General features: G+C 38.9%; 21 protein-coding genes. 5 read left to right on the top strand and 16 right to left on the bottom strand.

Annotated features, from left to right (window positions below; genetic code table 11):
* Window positions 1–29: 29 nt before the first annotated feature.
* From AC4QJR_RS11315 to fabG, 10 genes are all read right to left on the bottom strand, one after another.
* Window positions 30–1352: a uracil/xanthine transporter gene (locus tag AC4QJR_RS11315; protein WP_496526231.1), complete on the bottom strand. Its 1323-nt coding sequence runs from the start codon at window positions 1350–1352 to the stop codon at window positions 30–32.
* Between the two features lie 25 nt (window positions 1353–1377).
* Window positions 1378–2211, bottom strand: coding sequence for a DMT family transporter (locus AC4QJR_RS11310; protein WP_098575347.1), 834 nt, complete (start codon window positions 2209–2211; stop codon window positions 1378–1380).
* Window positions 2212–2371: 160 nt separating this feature from the next.
* Complete coding sequence (locus tag AC4QJR_RS11305) at window positions 2372–3307, bottom strand: manganese-dependent inorganic pyrophosphatase (protein WP_098575346.1); 936 nt, start codon at window positions 3305–3307, stop codon at window positions 2372–2374.
* 106 nt (window positions 3308–3413) lie between these two features.
* Window positions 3414–4301, bottom strand: a complete 888-nt coding sequence (locus tag AC4QJR_RS11300; protein WP_496526230.1) for a GNAT family N-acetyltransferase — start codon at window positions 4299–4301, stop codon at window positions 3414–3416.
* 107 nt (window positions 4302–4408) lie between these two features.
* Window positions 4409–5623, bottom strand: a complete 1215-nt coding sequence (locus AC4QJR_RS11295) for an iron-containing alcohol dehydrogenase (protein WP_496526660.1) — start codon at window positions 5621–5623, stop codon at window positions 4409–4411.
* A gap of 13 nt (window positions 5624–5636) precedes the next feature.
* Window positions 5637–7160, bottom strand: a complete 1524-nt coding sequence (locus tag AC4QJR_RS11290) for an aldehyde dehydrogenase family protein (RefSeq protein WP_496526229.1) — start codon at window positions 7158–7160, stop codon at window positions 5637–5639.
* Window positions 7161–7528: 368 nt separating this feature from the next.
* Entirely contained in the window at window positions 7529–8302 is a 774-nt protein-coding gene (locus tag AC4QJR_RS11285) for an SDR family oxidoreductase (RefSeq protein ID WP_496526228.1), read from the bottom strand.
* Between the two features lie 84 nt (window positions 8303–8386).
* The gene (locus AC4QJR_RS11280; RefSeq protein ID WP_098575342.1) at window positions 8387–8794 is read right to left on the bottom strand and encodes a MaoC family dehydratase; all 408 of its coding nucleotides are present in this window, start codon (window positions 8792–8794) and stop codon (window positions 8387–8389) included.
* On the bottom strand, window positions 8791–9240 hold the full coding sequence (locus AC4QJR_RS11275; RefSeq protein WP_496526227.1) for a MaoC family dehydratase N-terminal domain-containing protein: 450 nt from the start codon (window positions 9238–9240) through the stop codon (window positions 8791–8793). Before AC4QJR_RS11275 ends, AC4QJR_RS11280 begins: the two co-directional genes overlap by 4 nt.
* Before the next feature lie 20 nt (window positions 9241–9260).
* Window positions 9261–10025, bottom strand: a complete 765-nt coding sequence (fabG, locus tag AC4QJR_RS11270) for a 3-oxoacyl-ACP reductase FabG (RefSeq protein WP_496526226.1) — start codon at window positions 10023–10025, stop codon at window positions 9261–9263.
* 256 nt (window positions 10026–10281) lie between these two features.
* Between fabG and AC4QJR_RS11265 the strand changes: the two genes are divergently transcribed.
* The 3 genes from AC4QJR_RS11265 to AC4QJR_RS11255 all read left to right on the top strand — a co-directional run bounded on the left by AC4QJR_RS11265 (window position 10282) and on the right by AC4QJR_RS11255 (window position 12895).
* Entirely contained in the window at window positions 10282–10434 is a 153-nt protein-coding gene (locus AC4QJR_RS11265) for a YpzG family protein (RefSeq protein ID WP_098575339.1), read from the top strand.
* Window positions 10435–10628: 194 nt separating this feature from the next.
* Window positions 10629–11132: a GNAT family N-acetyltransferase gene (locus tag AC4QJR_RS11260; RefSeq protein WP_098575338.1), complete on the top strand. Its 504-nt coding sequence runs from the start codon at window positions 10629–10631 to the stop codon at window positions 11130–11132.
* 104 nt (window positions 11133–11236) lie between these two features.
* The gene (locus AC4QJR_RS11255) at window positions 11237–12895 is read left to right on the top strand and encodes a PAS domain-containing sensor histidine kinase (RefSeq protein ID WP_496526225.1); all 1659 of its coding nucleotides are present in this window, start codon (window positions 11237–11239) and stop codon (window positions 12893–12895) included.
* A 22-nt stretch (window positions 12896–12917) separates the two neighbouring features.
* Here the strand turns inward: AC4QJR_RS11255 and AC4QJR_RS11250 are convergent, their stop codons facing one another.
* The 4 genes from AC4QJR_RS11250 to AC4QJR_RS11235 all read right to left on the bottom strand — a co-directional run bounded on the left by AC4QJR_RS11250 (window position 12918) and on the right by AC4QJR_RS11235 (window position 18024).
* Window positions 12918–14024 carry a GerAB/ArcD/ProY family transporter gene (locus tag AC4QJR_RS11250; protein ID WP_496526224.1) on the bottom strand — a complete coding sequence of 369 codons (1107 nt, stop codon included), beginning with the start codon at window positions 14022–14024 and terminating at the stop codon, window positions 12918–12920.
* A 62-nt stretch (window positions 14025–14086) separates the two neighbouring features.
* Window positions 14087–15193 carry a GerAB/ArcD/ProY family transporter gene (locus tag AC4QJR_RS11245; protein ID WP_098575335.1) on the bottom strand — a complete coding sequence of 369 codons (1107 nt, stop codon included), beginning with the start codon at window positions 15191–15193 and terminating at the stop codon, window positions 14087–14089.
* A gap of 33 nt (window positions 15194–15226) precedes the next feature.
* On the bottom strand, window positions 15227–16438 hold the full coding sequence (locus AC4QJR_RS11240; RefSeq protein ID WP_496526223.1) for a Ger(x)C family spore germination protein: 1212 nt from the start codon (window positions 16436–16438) through the stop codon (window positions 15227–15229).
* Window positions 16438–18024, bottom strand: a complete 1587-nt coding sequence (locus AC4QJR_RS11235; RefSeq protein WP_496526659.1) for a spore germination protein — start codon at window positions 18022–18024, stop codon at window positions 16438–16440. Before AC4QJR_RS11235 ends, AC4QJR_RS11240 begins: the two co-directional genes overlap by 1 nt.
* Before the next feature lie 201 nt (window positions 18025–18225).
* On the opposite strand from AC4QJR_RS11235, the gene AC4QJR_RS11230 reads away from it, so the two are divergent.
* Window positions 18226–18462 (top strand): YczF family membrane protein, encoded by a 237-nt coding sequence (locus AC4QJR_RS11230; protein ID WP_496526222.1) that lies wholly within the window; start codon window positions 18226–18228, stop codon window positions 18460–18462.
* Between the two features lie 18 nt (window positions 18463–18480).
* Here the strand turns inward: AC4QJR_RS11230 and AC4QJR_RS11225 are convergent, their stop codons facing one another.
* Window positions 18481–18708, bottom strand: a complete 228-nt coding sequence (locus AC4QJR_RS11225) for a hypothetical protein (RefSeq protein ID WP_496526221.1) — start codon at window positions 18706–18708, stop codon at window positions 18481–18483.
* 202 nt (window positions 18709–18910) lie between these two features.
* Here AC4QJR_RS11225 and AC4QJR_RS11220 point away from each other — a divergent pair, with 202 nt between their 5' ends.
* Window positions 18911–19855 (top strand): aldo/keto reductase family protein, encoded by a 945-nt coding sequence (locus AC4QJR_RS11220; RefSeq protein WP_496526220.1) that lies wholly within the window; start codon window positions 18911–18913, stop codon window positions 19853–19855.
* A gap of 45 nt (window positions 19856–19900) precedes the next feature.
* Here AC4QJR_RS11220 and AC4QJR_RS11215 read toward each other — a convergent pair whose 3' ends face one another.
* Window positions 19901–21124 carry an MDR family MFS transporter gene (locus AC4QJR_RS11215; RefSeq protein ID WP_496526219.1) on the bottom strand — a complete coding sequence of 408 codons (1224 nt, stop codon included), beginning with the start codon at window positions 21122–21124 and terminating at the stop codon, window positions 19901–19903.
* Window positions 21125–21255 lie beyond the last annotated feature (131 nt).

The following is a 21255-nucleotide window of genomic DNA, read 5'->3' as shown; positions in this document are numbered from 1 at the left end:
ATTTTTTTAGGGGCGCCTTTCACTACTCTTTAACTAATTTTTCTTTCTGAACTTTGCACAGGGTTCTCTAGTTTAGTCCAATCTATAGTATTTTCTAGGACAATCGCTAGCAAAATTCCTACGAGTAATCCGCTAGATAGCAGTGGTTGAACCAACATTGGCAGCGAGGAAAACATTTCAGACGGAATATTCATGATGGCAATTCCCAGCAGCACTGGAGCCGCAATGCGATAGATCGTTCTCTGGTTAAAAAGAATGCCATTCAGATTGGTAAGTGCACCGCTGAAAAGTTGTAAATAAGCGACAAATAAAACTGCATCGCCTACACTAATTGGTAATGTTGAAAACAGGTTGCTTAATGCAGGGACCAAGCCAAGGACAATAAACAAAGCTCCACCAATGATGATAGGTGCCCGCTCAAATATAAGCGTAGACTGTAAAAATCCGAGCGAAGAAATATATGGCGCATATGGGACCATCCCAAACAGCCCCGAAACAATCGAATTTATCCCGGTTAGCACAAATGAGCGTCGGTATTGGTTATCTGTTGTTGAAGTCTTTAAGATGGGCTCAACCCCTCTTATCGACGCCATGGTATTCGTTGTATTAACTAAACCAGTGATCACCGTCATAATAATGAGACCCAAGCTAAAACTAGGTTTTCCCCAAGGAAATAAATGAAAAAATTCCGTAGACGTACTCACATTCTCAGTTGTTGTTGGGAAAAATAAAGCGTGAATTACCCACCCTGTTACAATCCCAATGAGGATGGAAAAGTTCCGAATCACACCAGGCCCCTTCAAATTAATCCAGACAACGAGGATGATTAACAGGATTGATAATCCTGCGGTTGGAATATCAATCTGTTCGCCATTACCTAAGCCAAGCATTCCTTTGGTAAAAATGACAATCAGTTGGCTCGCGAGGAGAAAAAGGACCGTACTCATCACAACGGGTGTGAATAAACGCTTTAATACTGTTCCCATCCCTAACACACCAAGGATCATAACTAGAACTCCTGAACCAATAATCCCGAGCGCAAGTCCACCTCCTAATTCTTCCAAACTAATGCCAGCGGAAGAAGCCGATGCACAAAGACTTAAGATGGCCCCCCACCACAAGCCTGATTGCCCCTCCATCAAGGGATACTTATGCCCAAACAATGCTTGCAAGATACAAGCTGTCCCTGTATAAATAAATGCTCTTTGCATCGAACTTGCTACTTCCCCTGCTGATAAATTAAAGGCATCTCCAATCGTTAACGGGATGACCACAGTATTTGCAAACATGAAAAATAACCATTGTAGACCAGCCATGAACATGGTGGTCGAGTGCTTTCGGCTCAACTGCACATTCCTCCTTTATATATTACTCCCCTTAAACCACCGTAATAATAATTCCTAAAATAGTAATCACACATGCCGTTAGCTTCGCAGGAGTGATCCGTTCCTTAAAATAATACCACGCCAAGAATACAGCAAATAATGGTGAAGTGAAAGCCAAGGAGACAACCAGTGTCCCATCAGCAAACTTTAAGGCTGTAAACAGGCAGACCCATTGGATGATGACGGTGAGTCCGCGTAAACTTAGATGTTTATGCAGGCTCGGAAACCATACTTTTGGACGATAAATCAGATAAGTAATCAAAGCAATCCCACAAGCCCGGTAAAAATAAAGTGTCACTGGATTAACCCAGCCATGAACAAGTAATTGCTGAGAAGGCACCATACTCACACCAAAAACAATCGCTGAAGCAATCCCTAATAAATTCCCTGGTTTCCGAAGCTCAAGAAATGGGGTCAGCGGGTTGCGGCCTTTTAAATTTAAGAAATAGACGCCCACCATAATAAACAAAACAGACACGAGCACAAATGGATGGAAACCATACAGAATAGAGTTTGGTATAAACGTGAACAATGGAGTTAAAGCCATGTAAACTGAAAGGACAGATACCTCGATTTTGTTCATTGCTTTAAAGAAAAGCAAATTTCCGAGCATATCCAGCAGGACAACCAAAATTAATAACGAAATCGAGATCGCGTTTGCTTTGAATAAATAAAGCCATGGCAATGTTAAACCAAGAAACACACCAATGTAGGCAAATGAAGTAACAATGAAACTATTATTATCCTTCATTTCTCCAACAATCTTCTTGGCATAAAGCGCATTTAGTGCATTAAAAAAAGAACTGATTAATGACAAAAACAGCATGCGAATTTTCCTTCCTCTTGTTGAATTTTAACATAATTTCGGTTTTCTAAATATTTAATAGATTACAACAAAAGATTGTCAAAGGAAAGAAGGAATTTATTTGTCTAGTCTTCTAACTGAAAAAACCGTCCATGGAAATCTCCATGAACGGTCTATTTTACTATTCACCTTTAGTAAAAATATCAGTTAAAACTGGTACAATTTGCTTTTTACGAGAAACAACACCTTTTAATGTAGCCGTGTTATCCGCTAGTGTTACATTATAGGCTTTTTCAACGGCAGCTGTTTTACTTCCTAACGCTAAACCAACTGAATCATTTGTTAAAATATCTGTTACCACGAACAAGAATAAGTCTAAGTTCTTTTCTTCGATAATGGTAGTGATCGCTGCTTCTAATTCCTCTTGGCGAGCAAGAACATCGGCAGTATCAACGACATTCACTTGAGCAATTTCTACTTTACTTGAACCCATTTCAAATCCTTTTGCGTCTAGACTTAAGAGTTCGGAAATGGATTTATCGCGAACATCTGCCCCAGCTTTGAGCATTTCAAGTCCATAAGTATCAGCGTCTACTCCAGCAATTTCAGCTAACTCGCGTGCTGCTGCCACATCCTCTGGCGTACAAGTTGGAGACTTAAATAATAAAGAGTCAGAAATAATCGCAGAAAGCATCAAACCTGCAATTGGTTTACTGATTTCTTTGTTGTTTTCTTTATACATTTTATTTAAGATCGTTGCAGTACAGCCGACAGGCTCGCAGCGGTAATACAATGGATCGCTCGTTTCGAAGTTCGCAATACGGTGGTGATCAATAACTTCTAGGACACGAACATCCGCGATATCATTTGCACTTTGCTGGCGCTCGTTGTGATCAACTAAAATAACTGAATTCACTTCACTAGCTACCGCTTCAACCAAACGTGGAACCTCTGCATTGAATTGGTTAAGCGCAAATTGTGTTTCCCCGTTAATTTGTCCTAAACGGACAGGTTCAACATCCATCCCTAATTGTTTTTTTAAGTCTGCATAGGCAATCGCAGAACAAATTGTATCGGTGTCAGGATTTTTGTGACCGAAAATAAGTACTTTTTCCATTTGTATTTCTCCTAGTCCTATTATTTTATGTAGGTCAAGCCCAATCGACCTGAGATTGGCCCTAACGAAAATTATATAATAATATGATTAAGGATTCAAAAAATTTTTATTGATTCATTTTTTTGACCATTTGGACTTGCTCTGTTGTTTTTACAAAGCCTAAATCTTGCAGTATTAAAATGACAGGATTAGATAATGACGCATTTATGGTCATGAAATTAATGGGATTCTTATTTTCTCTTGATATCGTACTCAATATTGACTTAATGGATTCCTCTTTCAACTCAGCGAATATTTCAAGCTGATAGAGCACTACCTTCTCCAACTGCCCTTCTTGATTCCAAACCCTTTTGAATAAAGAGTAGCCTATTGGATACTGATTCTCGTCATAATAAATCTGCGCTTCCCCTGACTTAACACTCTGCCACTGACATTGCCAAGGAAGATTTTCTTTGTAAAAATGGTAAGTTTGGAGCTGTTCGGGCCGAATCGATTCGTGTGAAATCGTTTTGGCCTTCAATTCTACTGTACCACTAAGATAAACAAGGGAATCAGTAATCTCATAGCCAAATCGTTGATATAATCGAATCGCCCTTTCATTTTCCTTTATGGCTTCAAGTGTGGCAACTTTGACTTCCTCTTCAGCATACACGTTTAAGACTGCCTCCATTAACAACTTGGAAACACCCTTCCCCCGGTATTCAGTAGCAATTCCTGTTCCCCCATTCCAGGCTGTTTTTTGTCCGTCGATGACGCGAAAACCATTTAAAACAATCGCTACTGGTTTTTTTTCGTCAAAAGCTACCAATGAATGTTCTAACGATAAGCCTTCATTAACAAACCGGTTAAAGAATAATTCAGGTGTCATTTCTAATTGCACAAAATAGCCTTCAAACCCTCGATTCCAAGCCGTTATTGTATCTTGGATGGTACATTCTGTAAGTCTTTTAATTGTGATATTCATACAGTCGTTCAATTTTCTAGTATCCTCCACTGATTTCACTCCCATTGGTATGGTTAATTACTATGTAAAATTTTTTAAATTGTCATTGAAAAACCATTATGATTTACAACACATCCATAATGGTTTTTACTGTTATCCTATTTTACTGTCAACGGAACCACCTTTTGTCCAATTGCTGCAATTAATTCTTTTGGCATAGGAAAGCTCAACGCGGCTGGATCCTTCAAAACTGCTGGAATCGCTAGTTGTAGTGCCTCTTCGGTAATATTGAATTGCTTGAAATCTGCCGGTAATCCTACCTTATACTGAAGCAATTTAATTTTTCCAATCACTTTGGCTAATGCTGTTTGTGGGGTGTCCCCCTTTACGTCTACATTCAAGGCCTGGGCTAGTTCAGCTGCCTTAGAAAGATATAAATCAGGGACCAGCTCCATGACCACCGGTAAAAAGACGGCATTTGCAAGTCCATGCGGAATCCGGAACAAGGCACCATAGGCGTGTGCCATATTGTGGACAGGAATTGCGTTTAAGGCAAAACTAAAAGCGGTAATCCCCATCAAGCTTGCTTGTAATAAATCCATTCGGGCATCAAGGTTCGAACCATCCGCAACGGCAATCGGCAGATTTTTTTCAATCAGGCGAATGGCGTGGAGAGCATAGGCGTCAGTTAGGCCTGTTGCTGTTGGCGATGCGAGTGCCTCAATGGCATGTGTTAAGGCATCAAATCCTGTAAATGCTGTAATCATTGGTGGAAGTCCGACGGTTAAATCCGGATCCAAGATCGCCATATCGGCATTAATAAATGGATTGATGATATTCGTCTTCATTTGGATATCTTCGTTAAAAATAACGGCAATCGGTGAAACCTCTGATCCGGTACCCGCTGTTGTCGGGATAGCTATATGTGGAATTGGCATGTAGTTGGCTTTTGGAAAGGACTCATACAATAAGCCGCCTGGAATCGACTCTTTTATATCTGTTAATCCTTTGTGGAGAGCGTATTTTACCCCTTTTACAGTATCAAGAACACTGCCCCCGCCAACGGCTAGTAGGGAATCCGCTCCGATTTCTCGTGCGTAGCGGACGGCTTCATTGATACATTGGCTTTCGGCATCCTGCTTAATATCTAAAAATTGCCCCACCAATTCAGGTCCAGAGCCATGACCTGTCAGCGTAAAAATTTCGGCTACTTTTTCAACAATGCCTGCTGCCTCTAAGCCTCTGTCACTTAAGAGAAGTATGCGTTTAGCGCCCAGGCCTGCAAAAAGACTTGGGACCATCGCTCTTGAATTTGAACCGCTATATATTCCCGTACGTAACATAAACTGTGATAAGGTTGTTTTCAAATTCATCATCACCTCTTCATTAGTTTTGTCCAAACAGAATTCCATACCAATTACGTCGCTCTAACTCCGGTGACATCGATGTGTGTACATGCTTTACTTGGGTATAGGCATCGAGTGATTGCTGTCCCATTTCACGGCCAATTCCGCTTTGTTTGTACCCGCCAAACGGGGCATCACTACGGAGCATATGCCAATCATTTATCCAGACGACACCCGCTTGCAATTTTCTAGCGACTGCGTACGCTTTATTAACATCGCGTGTCCAGACTCCTGCGGCTAAACCATAAATGGTGTCATTCGCCATTCGAATCGCATCATCCAGGTCAGAATAGCGAATCACACAGAGGACTGGTCCGAAAATTTCTTCTTGGGCAATTTTCATATCATTGGTGACATTCGTAAAAATCGTTGGTTCGATAAAATGACCTTCTTCACAGCCAGCTACCTTTATTTCCTTGCCTCCACAAAGAAGGGCAGCCCCTTCTTGTTTACCTGTTTCAATATAAGAAAGGATCATTTCCTTTTGCTTTTTTGAGATTACTGGACCAACATCGGTGGCAGCATCAAGTGGATTGCCGAGTTTTAATCTCCTAGTGAGGGAGACTAACCCTGCAACGACTTGGTCATAAAGCTTATCCGGGACAAAAAGCCGTGTCCCTGATTCACAAAGCTGTCCGGAATGGAGAAATACTCCAAACAGACTTCCAGGCAGAGCAATATTAAGATCGGCATCATCTAGAAGGATATTTGGTGATTTACCACCTAATTCCAATGTGGTTTTCTTAATTGTGCCAGCTGCAAGTCCCATAATACGTCTGCCAACCTCTGTCGAACCAGTAAAGGCCACTTTATCAACCTTTGGATGGTTAACTAAGGATTCACCGATTTCCGCACCCGGACCTGAAACCACATTGATTACACCTGGAGGAACCACGGCTGAAATAATTTCTGCTAGTTTTAGAGTCGATAGAGGTGTATAGCTGGCAGGCTTGATGACAATCGTATTCCCCATCGCTAGTGCGGGAGCAATCTTCCAGGTCGCAATCACCATCGGAAGGTTCCATGGAGTGATGGCAGCACATACTCCGATTGGCTCACGCCAAATAAAATTATGGGCAGGTCCCGGGAATGGCGGAACAGGAAGTGTTTCTGAGAATGGGTAGTCTACCGTAAAGTTAGCTAATGTTTGGAACAAGTCTACCATTTGAAGAATATCACTATTGCCAATTCGGCGTACCGTTCCGCCAGAACTTATTGCTTCCAGGTATGCCAGTTCTTCGGCATGTTCAGCAATTTTATAGGAAATAGCATAAAGCACTTTGGCCCGGTCTTTTGGCTTCATGTTTCTCCAGTCACCTTGGTCAAACGCTACGCGTGCTGCATTTACAGCGAGGTCTACATCTTCCTTTATCCCTTTCGCCACCCTTGCAACTAGTTCACCATTTGCCGGGTTAAACACATCAAATGTTTCATGACTGCTTGCAGGCACCCATTTTCCGTTAATAAAGTGGGGAAATGTTTGGACATCTACCTTTACCGTCATTGTAATTCCTCCTATTCCGCCTTAAAGTACTCCAGACTCACTTCTGAAAATCTATAAATCTCCTTATAGCAAACCTCGACTGCTAGCTGTTAATATGGTTCTTTTTTCCACCTAATTTCTCCTCTTTTTTTCCTTTACGGTTTGATGACAATTTCTATGTATTTAGCTAGCAGCTCTATTCTATCGGCGAATTTTTTGACTCTATCAGCGAATTTCTCGACTCTATCGGCGAATTCTCCGGTTATATCAGCGAATTGCTAAAAAATACTAGACTATCCCCGTTAACTCGGGAATTCCCTCAATTTAATGAGCGAAATTTCCGGCCCGCAGTATTATGAGCGAATCCTCCACTACAATGAGTGAATCCTTTACATCGCATGTGCGCCCCCATCGACCACCAGGACATCACCTGTTACAAAATCGGATGCTGGTGCAGCTAGGAATAGGGCAACACCTTTAAGATCATTTTCAGAACCAAACTTTCTTAATGGTGTACCTTCAAGAATTACCTCTCCCCCATGATCAAGCAACCCCTTAGACATTTTCGTCGGGAAAAATCCTGGGGCGATCGCATTTACATAAATACCACTTGGCCCCCATTTAACTGCCAAATCCTTCGTAAAAGTAATCACTGCCCCTTTGCTAGAGTTATAGCCAATGGCATTCATATATTTGGGATTACTGCCCTTTAAACCCGCTACTGATGCAATATTAATTATTTTTCCGGATTTTTGTTGAAGCATGACCTTACCAACCGCTTGAGACATTAAGAAAGTACCTGTAACATTAATATCCATTACCTTTTTCCATGCTTCGAGCGGCATTTCTTCGACCGGTGCACCCCAGGTTGCACCACTATTGTTAACGAGAATATCAATTCGCCCAAATCGCTCTACTGTTTTGTCGACGACATTCTTAATATCCTCTGGATTTGTGACATCACATTTTAAAGCCAAACTCTCTACACCCACTCTTTTTAACCCTTCACTAATTTCCACACAAGCTTCCAATTTTCTTGAACAAACCACTACATTTGCGCCAGCTTCAGCAAAGCCTTCAGCGATCTTCTGTCCCAATCCTCTTCCTCCGCCAGTAACAATAGCTACTTTTCCTGTTAAATCAAATAACGCTTTCACATTCATCCATCGTTCCCCCTATTCCGTTTCATTAGATAACAATAAACCCAGCACCCAAAAGAGATCTCTTGGTGCTGGGTCAGAATTCATTCATGCTTCATATTGTTGATACAAAACTTTCCCTTTTAACACTTCATTCCCATGTTGATTCACAGCCTGCACCGTAAAGCTCAGGATTCTATCCTGCTTTTCTTTCAATGTTGCCTTTAACGTGATTACGTCATTTAAAAATACCATCCCTTTGAAGCGAATAGAGTAATCCTTCATAAAGCCTTCATCATAATACGCAGTAAAAAGCTTGGCAAGATTCCCCATCGTCCACATTCCGTGAGCAATGATTCCTGGTAATCCGGCCTTTTTTGCCTCATCATCAATGGTATGGATTGGGTTAAAGTCTCCAGATGCACCTGAATATTTAATAAGGTCCATCCTTGAAACAGGCTCCAGTTGAATTTCTTTAAGAGACTCTCCGACCTGTAACTGTGTGAGTGTACTCATTTAACCAACACCTTCCTCACAGCTTCTGATATGACCACCGTAGAGGTTGAACTAAATATTAATCCACCTTCTGTATCCTCCCCAAAGCTTTCAAGAATCAGAAATCCCATTTCTCCGAAGTTCCCTTTTTTCTCAAAATAATTCTTCACACTGGAATAGCAAAAGATCTCCTCACCAACCCTTAGGGGACGTTCATAGTGAAAGGTTTGTTCACCATGGATTAAGCCTTCATTTGGCAGATTTATTCCTGCAATGTCACCATAATCAAATGTCATTGGAAAGGTTGGCGGGGCATTATTGGTTTGATATCTAGACTTTCTTCCCGTTTCCTCATCAAAATAAATTGGATGGAGGTCCCCAATTGCTTCTGCAAATCTCTTAACAGCTCCTCTTTCAACGACATTTTTAACCTTGTTCGATTGTTTACCTATCTGTTCTTTAAACAATTCACCCTCACCTCATCTATTTAGCATTTTGGTCCGCCCGCAACATAAATCACTTGACCATTAACGAACGATGAATTTTCATCCGCAAAAAAGGCAACTGCATTGGCAATATCTGCTGGCTTTCCACTTCTGCCAACTGGGATACTTGCCACACTCGTTTGAATGAGCTGTTCAAATGGAATCCCGATTCTAGCAGCAGTTTCTTTGGTCATCTCTGTTTCAATAAATCCAGGGGCTACCGAGTTGGCAGTAATCCCGTATTTCCCTAACTCGATTGCGAGTGTTTTTGTAAAGCCCTGCAACCCCGCCTTGGCGGCAGCATAATTGGCCTGACCGCGATTTCCAAGTGCAGAAGTTGATGAAATATTGATTATACGGCCATATTTATTTTCGACCATATATTTTTGTGCAGCACGGGCTGCATTGAATGACCCTTTTAAGTGCACATCCATGACCATTTGCCAGTCTGAATCTGTCATTTTAAATAATAGATTGTCACGGATTACACCCGCATTATTAACTAAGATATCAATGGATCCGAAAGCATCATAAACCTCTTTCATCACGGTTTCAACTTGCTCCGCATCCACGACATTTGCAACTTTCGAATACACGTCAACACCTTTTTCTTTCAATGCAATGGTTGTTTCACTTAACGCCTCTTCATTTAAATCAATTAATGCAACCTTAGCCCCTTCTTTGGCAAAAAGCTCAACGATTCCTTTTCCAATTCCACGGCTTCCACCCGTTACAAAAGCTACTTTTCCAGCAAATCTTCCTGTCATTTTTATTCTCCTCCGGTATAATTCTTATTCGAAAATTACTAGTTAATTCCATTAAACTATCGTATGCTTAACCATGCTAAAGCATACCTACCGGTTGGTATGTAACTTTATTTTATTCTGAACTTTCAGATAATACAAGTGTTTATTTACATTTAATAATTTCAGTTTCAATGACTATTTTCCTGTTTTTTTACAAATGATAAATATGATATTCAATAGAATATCTTCGTTTCAAATCCTTTAATGAGGTGATTTGATGAGCTATAAAGATCAATTAGATCCGCACTCTGAGCTTTTTCATTATGGTACAACGAGAGCGAAGCATACCAAAGCACAGGTTAATGGACAAACAAAAATGTCTCAAAACCAGATCATTCTAAGGAGTAATGCCAAAGCCCATCGCTGGTAAGGGTTTGGCCAAGAAACGAGTTATGGCAGTTTAGAAATAAATTGTCATAAAATGAAAAGGCCTTTTCTCGGAGTACAATTTCGAGAAAAGGTTTTTCTTTTTTCAATAATCATCGTACGTCGTTATTGATAATGTTAGTTCCAAAAGATAATATAAAATCTATTAGACCATAAAAAACTGGAGTGGTAATTGACATGTTTGATGACTTTACGATTAGAGATGCAAATTTGAGTGATTTGGCAGCCATTATTGATATTTACAATACAACCATAGCAAGCAGGATGGTTACAGCCGATTTAGAACCAATTTCAGTGGAGAATCGGTTACAATGGTTTCATGAACATTCACCTGCTTTTCGGCCATTATGGGTTGTGGAAGACAAAGGTGTAATTTGCGCATGGGTAAGCTTCCAATCCTTTTACGGGCGCAAAGCTTATAATGCAACGGCGGAAATCAGTATTTATATTCATCCAGACTTTCGAGGGAGAAAACTAGGTAAATTTTTAATTCAAAAGGCAATAGATGCTTGTCCAGGCTTAAACATCAAAACCCTGCTTGGCTTTATTTTTGGTCATAACGAACCTAGTATCAAGCTTTTTAAAGGATTTGGTTTTGAGAAATGGGCCCATCTTCCAAATATAGCTGAACTAGATGGCGTTGAGAGAGATTTACTTATTCTTGGGAAAAGAATCCAATAATTAAAGGGATTCTACAATTTCTACCATTGTATTATTCCAATATAATGGTTTTTCTAGTACTATAGACCATGTACCATATTTATTGAACAGAACTGGAGATTTCCATGAATAAAAAAAGGCTGATCCTGTTTTACTTAATTACAAGTATTATTTGGATCTTTGGGTCCAATTATTTAATTGAAAAGTTTATACCCTCTTCAATAGTTTATGCATTTGAAAGGGTAAAAGAGATTTTATATATATTGGTGACCGGAGGATTTCTTTATTTTTTTATTAGTAAAAAAGAGGAATTATCTGCTTCCCAGGAGGATCAAAAACGGTTATCTACACTAATTAATTCAATGGTTGATTTTGTTAACTTTAAGGATGGACAAGGACGATGGATTGAAGCCAATGAATTTGGGTTACATTTGTTTCAACTTGAGAATGTAGATTATCGAGGGAAAAAGGACTCTGAATTAGCCAATTATACTGACTTTTATGGTGATGCACTCAGATATTGTGAAATTTCTGATGAAGAAGCATGGAATAATCGGTCCATTACTCGGATTGAAGAAGTCCTTCCTGTCCCAGACGGGTCAGTAAAAATCTTTGACACGATTAAAGTGCCTTTATTTAATAGTGATGGCAGTCGGCATGGCTTGGTAATCATCGGTCGTGATATTACCGAGAAAAAGGAAATGGCGTTAAAATTGGCAGAAAGTCAGCAACAATATAAATCACTGTTTGAATACAGTCCAGATATTGTTTATATGATGGATTTGAGTGGAACTGTTACCAATTTAAATTCACAATATGATGTCATTACCGGTTTTAAACGAGAAGAAATGATTGGAAAAAATATAATAAATTTATTACCGAAAAGGTATATCAGATATCTGCCTGAATTTATATCCACGGTTGTTGAAGAAATTAAACCAGTCTTGTATGAGATCAACATTCCACATGCAAACGGGAATCGGATCATCTTACAATGTACCTCCCTCCCAATCATTATAAATGGGAAGATTGCTGGAATTATTGGCTATGGCAGTGATGTCACCAAATTAAGAGAAACAGAAGAACGTCTTAGAAGGACGGAAAAGTTATCGATTGTAGGTGAATTATCTGCAAGTGTTGCTCATGAAATTAGGAATCCACTAACATCTTTAAAAGGGTTTGTTCAGCTTTTACAAATAGAAGATAGTAAGCACGATTACTATTATCAAATTATGTTAGACGAATTAAACCGAATCAATCATATTGTTGGAGAACTTTTATTATTAGCCAAACCGCAAATATTAAAATATACCCAAGCAGTCCTTCAAAAGATATTGAAGGATGTCATTTCATTGTTGAGCACCGAAGCCAGTTTATACAATGTCCAAATCGAATCCTCCTTTCCAGAGAATGAAATTTTGATTGAGTGTGAACCCAACCAACTCAAGCAATTATTTATCAATCTTATTAAGAATTCGATTGAAGCTTCACCAAAGGGTGGAACTGTTTCAATTCATTTAGAACAGTTAGAAGTAAATAAAGTAGTAATCAATATTAATGACACTGGCTGTGGAATTTCAAAAGAAAGATTAGAGAAAATTGGCGAACCATTTTATTCTTCAAAAGAAAAAGGAACAGGGCTCGGATTAACGGTAAGTTTCAAGATTGTTGAATCACACCAAGGCACGATACATTTCAACAGTCAAAAGTATCAAGGGACATCTGTCCAGATATCCCTGCCTGTTAAGCAAAATACTCACCGATTGGCCAATGAAAAAATATAATAAATAATTTAAGCCCGAGCTATCATGCCGGGCTTTTCTTTTTCTTCTTATTCCGGAAAAAGGCAATCATTAGTAAGGAAGACGGGATGATTATTTGAAATGGCCAATGCAAATAAAGTGGGACCATAACCAACCCTTCCTTTATATGTTCTGCATAATTGGAAGCAATGGTAACTGATGCAAATAAAACGATTAGACCTAAAGGAAAGCCAATTTTGCGTTGATTAGGAATTCGAAAGATATCCGCTGCACCAGCTACTGCTGCATAAAAGTAAATTGCAATTTTGAAAAAACCGCCAATAATTAGATAGAGCATAAATAATACGTCTAAACGTTCAATAAAATCAGCAATTTGAATTCGGCCAACAGTGGTTAAAAGTGGGAAAGTAGATCGATGAAAAAGAGCCACTCCTAATACAGAAATATTTACGATTACTGTTATGGTAATATTTATCCCACTTAAGATCATCCCACTCAAACAAACAATCTTAGCCTTCTTTTTATCCCTTAAGAATGGAAGCAGCATCGTAAAAACGACCATTTCTCCAAAGGGAAAGGTAATGGTTTGCGTTAGAAATGTTTTTATGACAGGTTTCATCCCGTTTTCTAAAATTGGTTTTAAGTTTTCTAAATGGATCAAACCAGAAAATACAATTAAGAGCATTCCTAATATTGCTGTCACATAGACAACTCCAAAGAAAATTTCTCCAACCCTTGATATTACTTCAAATCCTTTATGGATAGCATAAATTATCGTAAGAATCATTAAGGAATTGATTACAAATAAAGGAGTACTGTTATAAATGGTCGAAGATAATAACTCTCCAAAATCCCGTAAAACTCTTGATGCACAATATAAAAAATAAACAACATATAATACTCCAATTAACCGGCCAAACCATTTCCCAATTATTTCTTGAAGATAACTAGTTAAGGGCAGGTCAGGATAGTACACAAATAATCGATAATACACATAGAAGACCATTAATCCACCGATTAAACCCATCAATACAGCAATCCATGCATCCTGTTTGGCACCTGCTGCAATCCCCACCAGAATTGCACTGCCCATTTCAAACAATACAACTAGGACAAATAATTGGGTTGTACTTATTTTTACTTTTTCCATTTAAGTATTTTCCCCCCTTTAGAAGGGTTATTTAGTACAGCTATTCCAAAATCCATTTCGCCTTAAGCTGAACTTGTTCTTTTCTTTCGATCACGAAAAAACGCAATGATTAGTAAGATGGATGGGATTATAATTTGAAAGGGCCAAGATAAATACAGTGTAACAATATCTACCCCCTCCTTAATAAATTCTGCAAAATTAGATGCAATCGTTATTGATGAAAACAAAACGATAAGTCCAATAGGGAATCCAAGCTTTCGTTGATTTTTAATTTGAAAGATATCAGCAGCCCCTGCTACCGCTGCATAATAAAAAATGGAAATTTTAAAAAAACCACCAATGATTAAATAGAGCATAAATAATACATCTAAACGTTCGATAAAATCGGCAATCTGGATTTTTCCTATCGTGGTTAATAAGGGGAAGGTGGAACGATAATAGAGGCTCACTCCTAATACAGTAATATTAACAATCGATGTAATAGTAATATTTATTCCAGCCAAGATCATCCCGCCAATACAAACAATTTTAGCCTTACTTTTCTCATTTAAAAACGGGAGAAGCATCGTAAAGACAACCATTTCACCAAAGGGAAAGACGATGGTTTCTCTTAGTAATGTTTTTATTATGGGTTTCCAACCATTTTCTAAAATTGGTTTTAAGTTTCCTAAATGAATCAAACCAGAAAAAACGATTAACAGCATGCCTAAAATAGCTGCAAAATAGACCACTCCAAAAAATATTTCGCCTACTCGGGCTATTACTTCAAACCCTTTATGGAGCCCATAGATAATAGTAATAATCATCAATGTATTGATTACAAACAGAGGGGTGCTATTGTAGATCGTCGTAGTTAATAACTCCCCGAAATCTCTCAATACCCTTGAAGCAATATAAATAAAATAAATAATATATAAAAAGCCAATTATCCGTCCAAGCCATTTACCAACTATTTTTTGAAGATAACTAGTTAAAGGCAGGTCAGGAAAGTACATATATAAGCGGTAATAAATGAAAAAGACAATGATTCCGCCAGCTAATCCGAACAAAATAGCGATCCAGGAGTCCTGTTTCACTTGTGATCCAAGTCCAAGAAGAATGGCACTCCCCATCTCAAACATAACAATCAGAACGAACATTTGGAAGGAACTAACTTTCGCCTTTTCCATGTATTACCATTCTCCCACCTTTTAAAAAAAGCGTTATTTATTAATATCAGACCAAAACGGATTCGTCCGAACCCCTTCCCGACGGACGTAAGAATCCACCTTAACATTCACCTCAAGGTCTGCAAAATAATTGTTCCAATCCCCTTTCAGCTTTTTCCAAATGTCAGGATTGGCTTTATGAACCACATCACCAAACCCGAAGATGTCGGACTTTAGCCGCTTTGCCTCCTTCACAGTTGACTGTACTTCCTTCTTAATCGATTTCTCTGTTAACTTTTCAATTTTCCCCATTGTTTTTGGATCCATCAAGTCAATAGCTGTATTTGCTTCACTTATCCAGCCCTCATTCTCAATCTTTATATTGATAATGGGTTTTCCATTTTTAAATGCCGTTGAAACCTTGGTTTTTGACCGAATAGGAACCACACTAAGGGCATTTTTCTTCCCATTCCATTTAAGCGTAATATCGGTACTTTTTGCTTTATTTAAAATCCATATGACCCCACGAGACTTTTTATTTTCAATCCAATCTATCAATGCCCCATCTTTCATAACTGCCAGCCCATCTGCCGCGAGAAAAGCGTCGGTTGTCGTTTTTTGCAAATTTATTGCCTTGTTGGCTTCTTCTTTCATACCAATTAGTTTATACCCATTTATAATTGGTTCTTTCCCGTTTCCGACGATTCCGTCAATCAAATCATCAATACTTATACTCATATTCTCGCCTTTCATTGCTTCTGTAAATTTTAACTCTTTAGTAATTTTGGTTACAGGAAGTTTATCAAGAATAGTCAGAGTAGTGACGATTTCCTCTGCGCTAGCATCTCTTGAAATAACGATCTCTGTTGTAGTTCTAAACTCTGGGTCCCTTGCGAAGGCGTCTAATAAATTAAGCATCAATGTTCTATCTTTAGCTACTTCTTCACTGACAACCACTAAATTGGTGTGCGCATAATATAAACGGCGCGAGACCTTTTTCGTTGCATTTCTCGCTGCTTCTGTAATCGTCCTCCCCTTGCTTTTATAAACGGCAATCGGCAGACCTTGACCTCCTCCAGTTTGTCCTGCTGAAACGTTCGCAGGATTAACAAGCTGAAAGGAGACATGGTACAAATTATCGTCTCCCCGATCAATACCCAGTGCCATCACAAAGGCCAAGTCTGTGAGTTCTTTCTGATTCCAACATGCACTGAGGATTGGTATAAACATTATTAATACCAACATCACAAGCAAGAATTTTTTCATTATTCTTCACCATTTTTAGATTGATTTTCCGATTGCTTTGGGGGTTCAGGCTTTTGGTTTTCCCCGGTTCTTTTCATGTTCCCTTTACTAATAAACATAGGCCTATTTTTCATAGCCCAGACAGGAAAACGAACAAATGCATCTTGTTGATTATGAAGGTTAAAAGGTGCCAGCGGCATCATGTACGGAATTCCAAATGAACGAAGTGAACATAAATGGATCGTCATGAACATTAGCCCTAACATGATTCCATAAAATCCCAATACTGTCGCTAATCCCATTAAAACAAAGCGAACTAATCTTGCTGCAATCGCCATAGCAAAAACGGGAGTGGAAAAATTTGCGATGGCGGTAATCGAAACCACAATAACCATTACTGGCGAAACGAACCCAGCCTGTACTGCGGCCTGCCCAATAACCAGGGCCCCTACTATCGAAACGGCTTGGCCAACAGCCCTTGGAAGTCTTAATCCCGCTTCCCTTAATATTTCAAACGTTACTTCCATAATTAATGCCTCAACAAAGGCTGGAAATGGAACACTTTCACGTTGGGCCGCAATAGCGATTGCCATGGTTGTCGGAATCATTTCTTGATGAAAGGTAGTCGCGGCAATATAAACGGATGGTCCAATTACGGCAATAAGGAAGGCTAGAATTCTTAATATTCGTATACCAGTTGAAATGTCAAATCGTGAATAATAATCATCTGGTGCTTGGAAAAATTGAATAAAGATAGCTGGAACTGTCACAACAAATGGAGTGCCATCACAAATGATCGCAATTCTCCCCTCTAATAAATGGGATGTAACGACATCCGGTCTTTCTGAATGGTACGTTGTTGGGAATGTTGTCCAAGTTTGATCCTCAATTAATTGCTCTACATAACCAGAACCGAGGATTGAATCGATATTGATTCGTTGAAGCCTTTCTTTAACTTCTCCAACAATTTTGTCATTGGCAATTCCATCAATATATAAGATGGCGATATCCGTTTGGGAAACAGTACCTATTTTCATGGAATCTACCCTTAAGTTAGGACTCTTTATACGACGGCGGATCAAAGCCGTATTCGTCCTGAGTGTCTCCGTAAACGAATCTTTTGGACCTCGAATCGACAATTGGGTTGAGGGCTCTGAAATGGCCCGTTTTTCCCATCCTTTGGTTTCACCGCTAATTGCTTTGTTACATCCTTGCAAAAAGATGACGGTATTTCCAGAAAATAATGAATCAAATACTTGATTCCAATCTTCAATGGTCTTCACATTGCCCAGTGCCATGGCTTCATCCATCATGAATTGAAAAATATCAATGGGTCCTCCGGGTATTTCTATTTCTATCACTGATTCTAGAATATAGTCGGCAATGGCTTGGTCATTAGCTAATCCGTCAATAAAAACAAGGCCGCCTTTATGGGAACCAATCTTAAACTCGCGGATGTTCACATCGCTACTATTGCCAGTTTCCTCTTTTATACGAGCGATATTTTCTTGATAATCTCTAAAAATAGGCAAATCCTCTGGTTTTTGCGGATCTTGTTTTTGCTTATAATTATCGTCCTGTCTCTTTTTTTGTTTAGTTTTGAGCATTTTAGACAAAATCGACACAATACCCGCCTCACTTACGATTATTTATATCTTTTTACCCATTATTGGATAGATTGCCCAAAGGTTACCACTTTATCCCATTGAAAACGGTTAAAACAAGCATAATAAACATTTTTAAACTGGAATAAGGAACAGCAAAGAATTAAACAATAAAGATATATGACCCCAAAAGGTGTGATGAGGTTGAAAATATTTTTTGTAACAGGCTTATTGGCGACTTTTAGTGTAATCCTAATTGTTTCACTAGATCTTTTAATGGGTATAAGTATTTCAGGAATTATTTGGAAGGCGGTAAACCCTTTTAAAGTAATGGAACCCGCTGAATATGTAATAATTTTTTTATTTCTATTGTTTTTCATCATCGATACCTTTGGCGGTTATTTAAATAAGAAAAAGAAAAAACAAAATCCCACGAATTAAAATGAATAAGAGCCTCCCTTATAATGGAAGGCCCTTATCTGTCTTCGTTTTTGGTAATTCTTTTTCTCCTCTACGGAACAACCTTTTAATTAATACAACAGTACCTAGTACTAGTCTACTTAACCATCTCCTTTTACCTTTTATATTTGGCCCATACACATACCGATTCCAAAAATAATAGATAAATTCCTCAACTATCAGCAATAGGACGAACAATAGTGATGAAATAATGATCCAAAACCACATTGTAAGAACTCCTTTTCAAATAGATAATAAATCTTATTCGAAAAACATAATAGAAAAGCTATCACAAATTTTCGTATAATTTACTTTGTAAATATCTGTATATTCTTATTTTAGCAAAAACTCACTAAATTGTGGACTTTTAGGTAAATTTTGTTGTATTTTTATTTTGAGTAACGAAATTTTTTAGGAGGGAATTAATAAAATGGAATATCGTCGCTTAGGAAACACTGGCTTAAAGGTAAGTGAAATAAGCTTAGGAAGCTGGCTTACATACGGAGGCTATGTAGAGGAACAAAATGCAGCCGCTTCGATTGATAAAGCCTACGAATTAGGGATCAACTTTTTTGATACGGCCAATGTTTATATGCGTGGGGAAGCTGAAATCGTAGTAGGAAAGACCCTAAAAAAATATGTACGTGATTCTTTTGTATTGGCTACTAAAGTATTCTGGCCAATGGGTGATGGTCCGAATGATAAAGGATTATCTCGTAAGCATGTAATTGAACAATGCCATGCTAGTCTTAAACGTCTTAACACTGATTATGTAGACGTATATTATTGCCATCGTTATGACCCTCATACACCGCTCGACGAAACTTTACGTGCACTTGATGATTTAGTCCGTCAAGGAAAAGTCTTATATGTTGGAGTAAGTGAGTGGACGGCTGAACAAATTACCGAAGCTGTTCATCTTGCCGACAAAAAGCTGCTTGACCGTATAGTAGTCAATCAGCCGCAATACAGCATGCTGCAACGTTATATTGAAAAAGAAGTCCTGCCTATAAGTGAAAAGCATGGAATTGGGCAGGTTGTCTGGTCCCCGCTCGCCCAGGGTGTCCTGACTGGCAAGTATAAAAAAGGCCAACAAGCTCCTACCGGGAGCAGGGCTTCACAGGAAAAATACAGCAATCTTTTTGGCTTGTTAACGGATGAGAACCTTGATAAAGTAGAACTTTTAAAAGAGGTAGCCCAAGACAATGAACTTTCCCTCGCTAATCTTGCCCTTGCTTGGATCTTGCGGCAAGAGAATGTAGCCAGTGCACTTGTCGGTGCAAGCCGTCCTGAGCAATTGGAGGAAAATGTTAAAGCGTCGGGTGTTAAGCTTAACGATGAAACTCTGGCTAGAATTGAAGATATCCTTAGATAGATAAAGATGATGCCTCTGGTTTCCCTTTCCAGAGGCATTTTTTACTCAAATTGTTTTCTCAAGGTTTGGAGTTTTTTCGTTAATTCTGTAAAATTTATTTCCTGCTAAGAAGAAAACCACACTACCCAGGGTTGTGATCGTGAGAACCCAAAACATGATTTGGCCTTGAAACTGACTAAGTAGAAAGCCGCCAATAATTGGCCCTAAAAAATTTCCAATCTTCCGAAATTGTGCTGCCCCGAAATAAGTTCCACGCAAATGTTCGGGTGCCATTTGATCAATCATCATGCTGTTGGAAGGGAAAATTAAAATTTCACCTATGGTTAGGAACACAATGGCTAGGACGGCAGATACCCAGCCGTTTACAAAACTAAAGACAACTAATCCTGCTGCCATAAATACAGCACCGACAACCATTACCTGCATTAACCGGTACTTCTCAGCAATGTGACTAATGGGCATTTGCAGGAAAACAACCATTACCGCATTTATTGTAATCAGTGTTGAAAAAATGACAATGCCATTTTCGACTGTACCTTCAAGTATTTGCGGCAAGTTGGAATCAATTTGTACATAGCCCATATTGACCAAAATAATACCAATGATTAGATACCTTAATGCTTTATCCGTTCTAATAATTTTAAATGCATCACCGAAAGAGACACCCTTTTTGTTTTGTCCAGGCTGAGTTAGGACTAGTCTCTTCATCAGGAACACTAGCACCATTGCATACAATAGATAAGTGGTTCCAGTTATTGCAAAGGATAGCTTTGCTGATGTACTGGCTAAGTATGCTCCAACTAACGGACCTACCGATGCTCCAATATTCATGGCTGTATATCGTAACGAATATACCTTCATCCGCTTTTCTTTATCGGTTAAATCCGCCATTAGGGCTTGAGCGGTTGGCTCAAAAAATGAGTTGGACAGTCCGTTTAATGCGTTTAAAAGGATAAACCAGCCCTCACTATTCGCAACCGTAAATCCATAATAAACAAGGGCGACCGTAAATAATGAGATGAGCATGACAGGTTTACGTCCAAACCGATCTGATAAATGACCGCCAATAAAACCACCAACTGTTGCCATTAATGGACTCATCCCTACGGTTAAGCCGATGACGATTGGCGACAGATCCATATGCCTGGATAAGTAGATAGATAGGAAAGGAAGAGTCATAAAAGAAGCGCCTCGTGATAAAACGGTTCCTATTAATAACACCCAGACGATTGTATGAAATTGCCTGATATAGTTTTTTACTTTTACCATATATATGTACTGCCTCTCAGAAATTTTTTAGTCAATATCTAGTAAATCAATTTGTATGACTAATGTAAAGAATTTTCTCACTGTTCTAAGAACAAAAAAGCCAGTCCCGATTATGGAACTGACTATATTAC

Source organism: Neobacillus sp. BP17 (genome assembly GCF_059579525.1).
The sequence above is the reverse complement of the archived record's forward strand: the minus strand, read 5'-3'. Positions and strand labels throughout refer to the sequence as shown.